Source organism: Frankia sp. Hr75.2, assembly GCF_949319125.1.
GTDB classification, from domain to species: Bacteria; Actinomycetota; Actinomycetes; order Frankiales; family Frankiaceae; genus Parafrankia; species Parafrankia soli.
This window is the reverse complement of record NZ_CASGGV010000333.1, coordinates 22,167-30,344: the sequence shown is the minus strand read 5'-3', so window position 1 is coordinate 30,344 and position 8,178 is coordinate 22,167. Positions and strand designations below refer to the sequence as shown.

The following is an 8,178-nucleotide window of genomic DNA, read 5'->3' as shown; positions in this document are numbered from 1 at the left end:
ACAACAAACACCCCCCCACGGTTGTTTTTGGGTGTCCGGAAGCCGATGATTTGTCGGGCTGGCTTGGCTTGGGTGTGGGTGGCGGCTGTTGGTCGCCAGGAAGGGGCTTGTGGGCGCGTTTCTGATTGTTTTGTAAGGCTCAATTCAATTGTTTAACCGGACATCGACCGCGCCGCGTCCGGGCCCGCACCGACCCGCGTTCGGGCCGTGGCCTCAGGCTCCGTGGCCTCAGGCTCCGCGGCCGAACAGGCGGGGCAGCGTGCCCTCGTGGGCCGCCCGCAGCTCGTCCAGCGGTATGGCGAACTCGCCGGCGACGTTCAGGCTTCCGCCTCCGCCTCCGCCTCCGCCTCCGCCGTTGCCGTTGCCGTTGCCAACGCCGTTTCCGCTGCCGCGGTCGGCTTCGCCGTCGGTCACGACGCCGATCTGCCGGCACGGCAGGCCCCGGTCCGCGCACAGCCGCGCGAAACGGTCCTGCTCGGCGGCGGGGACGGCGACGACCGCCCGTCCGGCCGATTCGCTGAACAGCTCGACGAACGCGTCCGCCCCGGCGGGCAGCTCGATCCGTGCCCCGTGCCCGCCTCGCAGGCAGGACTCGACCAGCGCCTGGGCGAGCCCGCCCTCGGAGAGGTCGTGGGCCGCGGTGAGCAGCCCTTCGCGGGAGCCCCCGACGAGGATCTCGCCGAGCAGCTTCTCCCGTTCCAGGTCGACGGCCGGCGGCGTCCCGCCGAGATGGCCGTGGGTCGCCCAGGCCCACTCGGAGCCGCCGAACTCGTCCCGGGTGTCGCCCAGCAGGAGCAGCGCGTCGCCCTCGTCCGTGAAGCCGATGGGGGTGCGGCGAGTGACGTCGTCGAACAGGCCGAGCACGCCGACGACCGGCGTCGGATGGATCGGCGCCGAGCCGGTCTGGTTGTAGAAGGACACGTTCCCGCCGGTGACCGGCAGGCCGAGCCGCCGGCAGGCGTCGGCGAGCCCGGCGCAGGCCTGGGCGAACTGCCACATGACCTCCGGGTCCTCGGGGGAGCCGAAGTTCAGGCAGTTGGTCACCGCGATCGGCTCGGCGCCGGCCGCGGTGACGTTGCGGCACGCTTCGGCCAGGGCGAGCTGCGCCCCGGCGAACGGGTCCAGCCGGGCGTAGCGGCCGTTGCCGTCGGTGGCCAGCGCGATGCCGAGCCCGGAGGCCGACAGCCGCAGGACGCCGGCGTCCTCGGGCTGGGCCAGCACCGTGTTGGCCTGCACGTACCGGTCGTACTGCTCGGTCACCCAGGCCCGCGAGCACAGGTTCGGGGAGGCGATCATCCGCAGCAGGGTCGCCCGCAGCGCGTCGCCGGTGCGCGGCCGTTCCAGGGCGGACGGCGTGTCCGCCCGCAGCACGTCAAGGTCGACCGGGCGGCGCATCGGGCGTTCGTAGACCGGCCCGTCGTCGGCGAGCGAGCCCGGCGGGACGTCCACGACGACCTCGCCGTGCCAGCGGACGACGAGGCGGCCGCTGTCGGTCACCGTGCCGATGTTGGTGGCGATCACGCCCCACCGCTCGGCGAGCGCCAGCACCTCGGGCAGCGCGTCCGGGGTGACGATGGCCAGCATCCGCTCCTGGGACTCGCTGGCCAGGACCTCGTGCGCCGCCATCGACGCCTCGCGCAGCGGTACGAGGTCGAGGTCGACCTCCATGCCGCCGGGCTGGCCGGTGGCGATGCCGGCGGCGGTCGTCTCGGTGAGCGCGCAGGTCAGGCCGGCCCCGCCGAGGTCCTGGATGCCGGTGACCAGGCCGCGGTCGAACAGCTCCAGGCAGCACTCGATGAGGATCTTCTCAGTGAACGGGTCCCCGACCTGCACGGACGGCCGCCGGGCCGGGCCGCCGCCCTCGTCGAAGGTGGCTGAGGCGAGCACCGAGACGCCGCCGATGCCGTCCCGGCCGGTTTTCGCGCCGAGCAGCACCACGGCGTTGCCGACCCCGGTGGCGGCGGAGGTCTGCACCCGCCCGACCGGCATCACGCCGACGCACAGGGCGTTGACCAGTGGGTTCCCGCCGTACACCGGGTCGAAGACGACTTCGCCGCCGATGGTCGGCAGGCCCAGGCAGTTGCCGTAGCCGCCGATGCCGGCGACCACGCCGGGCAGCACCCGGGCGGTGTCGGGGGCGTCGGCGGCGCCGAAGCGCAGCGGGTCGAGGATCCCGATCGGCCGGGCCCCCATGGTCAGGATGTCGCGGACGATGCCGCCGACACCGGTCGCCGCGCCCTGGTACGGCTCGACGAAGCTCGGGTGGTTGTGCGACTCGACCTTGAAGGTGACGGCCAGGCCCTCGCCGACGTCCACCACGCCGGCGTTCTCACCCATGCCGACCAGGAGCCGGTCTGTGGCCGGAGTGTCCCGGAACTGGCGCAGGTGCACCTTGGACGACTTGTACGAGCAGTGCTCGCTCCACATCACCGAGTACATGGCCAGCTCGGCGTCGGTGGGGACCCGGCCGAGGGTGGCGACGATCCGCTCGTACTCGTCGTCGGTCAGGCCCAGCTCGCGGTAGGGCTGGCGGTCGACGGTGCCCTCGCCCGGGCCGTCGGCCTGGTCGTCGGGGCTGGTCGTGGGGGCGGAAGGCGTTCCGGTCACGCCCCCATCCTGGCGGATGCGCGCCGGTCGGGTGGCGGCGACGCCGCGGGCGCCACCCCCGGCCCACCACAGAGCCCACCGAAGGGACGGCGGCTCGTCCCGCCGAGGCACGGCTGGTCGGCCGCTGGTCGGTGACCGGTCAGCTGTCCAGCAGGCCCTTCTCGGCCAGGAAGTCGTGCGCGACCTCCTCGGACTTCTCCCGCTCCGCGTCCACCCTCTTGTTCAGCTCGGCCAGGTCCGCCGTCGTGAGCACCGGCGCCAGCGCGTTCAGTGCCGAGGTGATCTCCGGGGCGAGCGAGTCGGTGTTCACGATCGGCACCAGGTTGTCGGCGTTCTGGAGCTTCTTGTCGTCGGTCAGCACGACCAGGTTGTAGTCGTTGACGGTGGCGTCGGTGGTGAGCACCAGGCCGAGCTGCGCGGTGTTGTCCCGTACCGCTGCCTTGGTCTGGGCGGTCGCCACACCGGTTTCGACGATCTCGGAGATCTCGATCCCGTAGGTCTTCTCCAACCCGGGCTGGCAGAACGGGCGGGTCGCGCACTCGGCGCCCGCAGCGAGCTTCACTGTCAGGCCACTGGCACCCAGGTCGGTCAGGGTCGTCAGGTGGTGCTCCGCGGCAAAGGACCTGCTCACCGCGAAGGCATTCTGGTCGACCGCGTCGGCCGGCTCGAGCACGCTCAGGCCCAGCCCCTTCGCGAGGCGGCGTAGCCCGGCCAGCGACGCGTTCAGGTCCGACGACGAGACCGAGGCGGCTCCGGAGCCGTTGACCTGGGAGTTCAGCAGGTCGGCGTAGGTCGCCACATACTGCGGCATGGCGTCGATCTGCCCGCTCTCCAGGGAGGACTGGGCGATCTCGGTGCTCTGCACCGAGGTCCGCTCGACCTTGTAGCCGGCGTTGGTGAGCAGTTCGCCGTACATGTCGGCGAGGATCTTGCTCTCGGTGAAGCCGGCGTCGGCGACGGTGAGTGAACCAAGGCTGGCGCCGCCGGAGCCGTCGCCGCAGGCCGCAGTGGTCAGCGCGAGAGCCAGCATGGCCGCCGCCGCGGCACCCACCCGGCGCCGGCCGGCACGGCGCGGACACGGGCGGATCCGTCGGGTGCGCCGGGTGCGCCGGCGCACGGCCTGCCCAGCCTCTGCCGCCACCGACGTTGGTTCGCTCACGTTCGCCGACCCCATCCCTCGTCCTGTCGCCGTTGTCGTTGGCGTGCGGCCCGGCCCCGGGTCACCCTGCCGTGCGACCAGTTGCCAGTGCAACCCAGACCGGCCGTTGTCACCAGGACGACCGCAACTCGGAAACCCCGGCCGACGGCGACCTGCCGGACGTCCGTGTGGGCCAGGGCCGTCACGCTCCGGCGCGGACCCGCCCGGTGGAGCCGCCGCGGGGGGCCACGAGCCGCTGCGCGCACAGCAGGACGGCGTCCACCGCCAGCGCGAGCACGGCCACCAGCACCGCGCCGCCGACGACCTTGGGATCGTCGTGCTGGGCCAGGCCGTCCACCACGAACCGGCCGAGGCCGCCGCCGCTGATCAGCGCGGCGATGGTCGCCGTCCCGACGACCTGCACCGCCGCCAGCCGCAGCCCGATTATGATCATCGGCGCGGCCAGCGGGAGCTCGACACCGCGCAGGATCTGCCAGCCGGACATGCCCATCCCACGGGCGGCCTCGCGGGCGTCACCGTCGATCTCCCGGACGCCCACGTAGCTGTTCGTGACCAGCGGGGCGAGCGCGAAGAGGGTGAGCGCCGCGATCGTCGTCGTGTCGCCGATGCCGAGCGGTCCGATCGCCAGCAGCACGAGCACGGCGAAGGTGGGCACCGCGCGTCCGATGTTCGAGATGTTGATCGCCAGGGTGCCGCCGCGGCCGGCGTGGCCGAGGGCCGCTCCGAGTGGCAGCGCCAGGGCGGCGGCGATCCCGACAGACGCGCCGCTGAGCACGAGGTGCTCGCCGAGCCGGGCGAGGATCCCCTCGGGGCCGGACCAGTTGGCGCCGTCCGACAGCCACGACGCCGTCTTGGTGATCATGCTCATGTCGGGCTCATCCGCCGTGCGTCCCGCGCGTCCCGCGCGGCCCGTGCGTCCTGTGCGTCCTGTGTGCTCCGTGTGCCGTGTGTGCCCCGTGCGCGCCGTGCCGCCACGGGGTGAGCAGCCACTGCGCCGCGACGAACAGCAGGTCCGCGGTGACGGCCAGGGCAACGCAGAGCACGGACGCGGTCAGCACCTCGGCCCTGAACGTGCTGCCCAGCCCGTCGTAGATGAGGTCGCCGAGCCCGCCGTGCCCGATCGTCGCCCCGACCGTCGTGAGGGCGATCGTCGACACCGTGGCGACGCGCAGCGCGGCCATGATGGACGGCAGCGCGAGCGGCAGCTCCACGGTGACCAGCAGCCGGGCCGGCCCGTACCCCATCCCGACCGCCGCCGCCCGCACCTCGGGCGGGACGGAGCCCAGCCCGGTGAGGAACCCGCGGAAGAGGATCACCAGGGTGTAGGCGACCAGGCCGATCAGCACACTCGTCCGGGACAGGCCGGTGAACGGCAGCAGGATGGCGAAGAACGCCAGCGACGGCACCGTGTACAGGGCGCTGGTGGCGCCGCTGATCCAGGCGGCCAGCGCCGGCCGGCGGCGGGCGGCCAGAACGAGCGGGGCGGCGATCAGCGTGCCGTAGCCGACCGCGCTCACGGTGAGGCTGACGTGCTCGCGTAACGCGGCCATGATCTCGTCCGAGCGGGACGACACGTAGTCGCCACAGATCCACGCGTTGCGTTCCAGGCAGCCGTCCGCGAGGAGTGCCACCACTGCACGGTAGCCGTCCACCGGTAGAAAACCCGGGGGAGCGGGATGAGGTGCGGGAGCGGCGCTGTTTGCTCCGGTGACACGGTGGGGGCTGTGGGACGGAGCGCGTGTGGAGACGACGGCCCGACCGATGATCACCTTGGACGGGGTCGGCAAGCGCTACCCGGACGGCACGGTCGCCGTCGCGGACCTGTCCTTCGCGGTCGCCACCGGCGAGCTGATGTGCCTGGTAGGGCCGTCGGGGTGCGGCAAGACAACCGTCATTCGGATGATCAACCGTCTGGTGGAGCCGACGTCCGGGCGGATCACCGTCGACGGCGAGGACGTCGTCCGTTCGGACCCGGTGCGGCTGCGGCGGCGGATCGGCTACGTGATCCAGCAGGTCGGGCTGTTCCCGCACCAGACCGTCTTCGCCAACGTGGCGACGGTGCCGCGGCTGCTGGGCTGGAGCCGGTCGCGGACCCGGGAGCGGGTCCGGGCACTGCTCGAGCTGGTCGGGCTCGATCCCGGCACCGTATCGGTGCGTTATCCGCGGGAGCTGTCCGGCGGTCAGCAGCAGCGGGTCGGGGTCGCCCGGGCGCTCGCGGCCGACCCGCCCGTCCTGCTCATGGACGAGCCGTTCTCCGCGATCGACCCGATTGCCCGCGACCGGCTGCAGGTGGAGTTCCTCCGCCTGCAGCGGGAGATCCGCAAGACGGTCGTGTTCGTCACCCATGACCTGGCCGAGGCCGTCCGGCTGGGTGACCGGGTCGCGGTGCTCGGCCAGGGCGGCCGCCTGGAGCAGTTGGACACCCCGGCCCAGGTGCTGGGTGCCCCGGCCAGCCCGTTCGTCGCCGACTTCACCGGCGCGGACCGCATGCTGCTGCGCCTGTCCGTCACCCCGCTGCGCCGCGCCGACCTGACGGATCCGGCCGATCCGGCGGAGTGGGCCAACGCCCTGGCGGGGGTGGAGGTCGGTGCCTCGCTGCGGGAGGCGCTCGCGGTGATGCTCGCCACCGGGGACGGCAGAGTCGAGGTACGGGAGCGCGGCACGCCGGTCGGCGTGCTCACCCCATCCACCCTGCACGCCGCCCTGCGGCGTTCGCTGGCCGCCGATCAGGAGAACGGTTGAGGAGTCGGGCCGCCAGCCGGGGCCGGCGGGCTAGGCGGCGGGGCGGAGCAGCGCGCCGAGTACCGAGGTGAACATCCGCAGGCCGTCTGTGCCCGGACCGGTGAGCTCCTCGACGGCGTGCTCCGGATGTGGCATCAGGCCGACCACCCGCCGGTTCTCGCTGCACACTCCGGCGATGTCGTCCACCGAGCCGTTCGGGTTGCCACCCACGTAGCGGACGACCACCCTGTCCTGCGCGGCGAGCTGGGCCAGGGTCGCGGCGTCGGCGACGTAGCGGCCCTCGCCGTGCTTGACCGGGACGACGATCTCCTCGCCGGGGGAGTAGGCGCTGGTCCAGGCGGTGCTGGTGGTCGCGACCCGCAGCCGCTGGTCACGGCACACGAAGTGCAACCCCGCGTTGCGGGTCAGCGCGCCCGGCAGCAGCCCGGCCTCGCACAGCACCTGGAACCCGTTGCAGATCCCCAGGACGGGCAGGCCCGCGCGGGCCGCCTCGACGACGGCGCCGACGACCGGCGAGAACCGGGCGATCGCCCCGGCCCGCAGGTAGTCGCCGTAGGAGAAACCGCCGGGGAGGACGACCGCGTCCACCCCGGACAGCTCGTCGTCGCCGTGCCAGAGCGGCACCGGCTCGGCGCCGGCGAGGCGCACGGCCGCCGCGGCGTCCCGGTCGTCCAACGAACCCGGGAAGGTCACCACGCCGACTCGCGGGGCGCGTGCCGCGCCGCCGCCGCCGGCAGCTGCTCCCACCATCTGCCCACCACCGTCCTCGACCCGCCCGCCAGGCAGCCGCGGTGACGCACCGCGATGATCTGCCGTGGCGCGCGCCTGGTGCCGCGCGATCCGCGCCGCGGCCGGGGTCTCAACCTACCGGCAGCGTGCCTCCTCAGGCGCCGTCCGGGGCGGGGTCGCGGGGCTGGCCCGACCAGGGCCCACGGCTCGAGCGCACCTGGCCGAGCTGGGCGCCGGGGGCGCTCTCATCCCAGGTAAGCAATTTCTCAAGATGCACCCGGGTGCCCGGGTGTGGTCCGTCCACGGTGTGGAACTGCACGTGATCCATGAGCGCGCGCATCAGGAAGATCCCACGGCCCTGTTCCGGGACGGCGTCGGTGGGCACCTGTTCGAGCCACTGCTGGTCGGAATACGGCTGGTCGGGATTCGACTGGTCCTGCCGCGGCTGGCCGGGACTGGTGCGCGTTACCCAGGCACCGGTGCGCGAAACCGCCCCGTCCGGATTCGCGTCGCCGGGATTCGCCTCATCCGGGTCAACGCCGTTGTGAAACGCGACGTCGACATCCTCCCGGACAGGGATTCCGCTGCCGTCGAAGGCCGCCAGGGCGTCGAAGCCCCCGCCGTGGTCGACGACCTCGATCGCCGCGACCTGGTTGTCCACGCCGACCGACACCTCGTACTCGTCGTCCGCCGTGGCGTGGAGGAGCACGTTCGCACACGCTTCGGTCAATGCAAGCTCGACATCGTCGATGCATTCTTGTGAAACGCCGAGAACCTTCAGTGCCTGTGTGCAAATACGGCGGACGATCGGAATGGAGATCTCATCACGGGGGAGCGACAGGCTGAGTTTGATCTCCATATCGCTCGGTGTACCCCGCCTACCGGACATCAATCGGAGGCATTCCGCCGGCGCGACCCGGCCGGGCGTTCACGCGGGATCA

The 8,178-nt window shown here is 72.6% G+C and carries 7 protein-coding genes; 1 reads left to right on the top strand and 6 read right to left on the bottom strand.

The features are described 5' to 3' along the window. Nucleotides 1–228 precede the first annotated feature (228 nt). The 4 genes from purL to AC559T_RS32225 all read right to left on the bottom strand — a co-directional run bounded on the left by purL (nucleotide 229) and on the right by AC559T_RS32225 (nucleotide 5,397). On the bottom strand, nucleotides 229–2,607 hold the full coding sequence (purL, locus tag AC559T_RS32240) for a phosphoribosylformylglycinamidine synthase subunit PurL (RefSeq protein ID WP_498871085.1): 2,379 nt from the start codon (nucleotides 2,605–2,607) through the stop codon (nucleotides 229–231). 139 nt (nucleotides 2,608–2,746) lie between these two features. Next, complete coding sequence (locus AC559T_RS32235) at nucleotides 2,747–3,781, bottom strand: ABC transporter substrate-binding protein (RefSeq protein WP_131626085.1); 1,035 nt, start codon at nucleotides 3,779–3,781, stop codon at nucleotides 2,747–2,749. Between the two features lie 166 nt (nucleotides 3,782–3,947). Continuing rightward, entirely contained in the window at nucleotides 3,948–4,634 is a 687-nt protein-coding gene (locus AC559T_RS32230) for an ABC transporter permease (protein WP_498871084.1), read from the bottom strand. 7 nt (nucleotides 4,635–4,641) lie between these two features. Beyond that, a complete protein-coding gene (locus AC559T_RS32225) occupies nucleotides 4,642–5,397 on the bottom strand; it encodes an ABC transporter permease (protein ID WP_498871083.1) in 756 nt (251 codons plus the stop codon). A 130-nt stretch (nucleotides 5,398–5,527) separates the two neighbouring features. On the opposite strand from AC559T_RS32225, the gene AC559T_RS32220 reads away from it, so the two are divergent. After that, nucleotides 5,528–6,508 (top strand): ABC transporter ATP-binding protein, encoded by a 981-nt coding sequence (locus tag AC559T_RS32220; protein ID WP_071064021.1) that lies wholly within the window; start codon nucleotides 5,528–5,530, stop codon nucleotides 6,506–6,508. 30 nt (nucleotides 6,509–6,538) lie between these two features. Here AC559T_RS32220 and purQ read toward each other — a convergent pair whose 3' ends face one another. Continuing rightward, entirely contained in the window at nucleotides 6,539–7,258 is a 720-nt protein-coding gene (purQ, locus tag AC559T_RS32215) for a phosphoribosylformylglycinamidine synthase subunit PurQ (RefSeq protein ID WP_112109381.1), read from the bottom strand. 133 nt (nucleotides 7,259–7,391) lie between these two features. After that, nucleotides 7,392–8,096, bottom strand: a complete 705-nt coding sequence (locus AC559T_RS32210; RefSeq protein WP_498871082.1) for an ATP-binding protein — start codon at nucleotides 8,094–8,096, stop codon at nucleotides 7,392–7,394. Nucleotides 8,097–8,178: the final 82 nt, after the last annotated feature.